Origin of the sequence: Pseudomonas sp. QLc11A (assembly GCF_052112305.1) — a bacterium.
Taxonomy (GTDB): domain Bacteria; phylum Pseudomonadota; class Gammaproteobacteria; order Pseudomonadales; family Pseudomonadaceae; genus Aquipseudomonas; species Aquipseudomonas laurylsulfatiphila.
The window spans coordinates 1-585 of sequence record NZ_JAVAJJ010000047.1 but is presented as its reverse complement, the minus strand read 5'-3'; the positions used below and the strand labels follow the sequence as shown (position 1 = coordinate 585).

Annotated in this window: 2 tRNA genes and 1 rRNA gene; all 3 read right to left on the bottom strand. The window is 48.4% G+C overall.

Features of this window, described 5'->3' with window-relative positions:
• Positions 1 to 179: 179 nt before the first annotated feature.
• Positions 180 to 255: transfer RNA gene (locus tag Q8X48_RS29815), tRNA-Ala, on the bottom strand.
• Positions 256 to 285: 30 nt separating this feature from the next.
• Positions 286 to 362, bottom strand: a tRNA-Ile gene (locus Q8X48_RS29810).
• A gap of 160 nt (positions 363 to 522) precedes the next feature.
• Positions 523 to 585, bottom strand: a 16S ribosomal RNA gene (locus tag Q8X48_RS29805); the annotation flags it as partial.

Sequence of the window (585 nt, the reverse complement as noted above, 5' to 3'; positions counted from 1 at the left end):
TAAGAGAACTCACAAATTTTACCTTAGCCTGATCCGTTACCAGTGAAAGTAACGTTCAGTCTATCTTTCTATCACATACCCAAATTTTTAAAGAACGAACTAGTCAAAGACTAGAAATCAACATTCACCATCATCGATGGAATGCTCATTTCTAAGCTTTATACAATCAGAAGCAGTAGTGGTGGAGCCAAACGGGATCGAACCGTTGACCTCCTGCGTGCAAGGCAGGCGCTCTCCCAGCTGAGCTATGGCCCCGTATTTCTACAGGCGTTTCCCACACAAAATTGGTGGGTCTGGGCAGATTCGAACTGCCGACCTCACCCTTATCAGGGGTGCGCTCTAACCAACTGAGCTACAGACCCAATTTCGAGCTGCTAAGGCCGACCTCACCCTGCTCTTAACCACAGAGCATGGGGTGCGCTCTAACCAACTAAGCTACAACCCCAAGGCTGCTTCTATATCGTCTTCTTCAATGAATCAAGCAATTCGTGTGGGAACTTATGGAGCAGCTGAGTCGTCGATTAAGGAGGTGATCCAGCCGCAGGTTCCCCTACGGCTACCTTGTTACGACTTCACCCCAGTCAT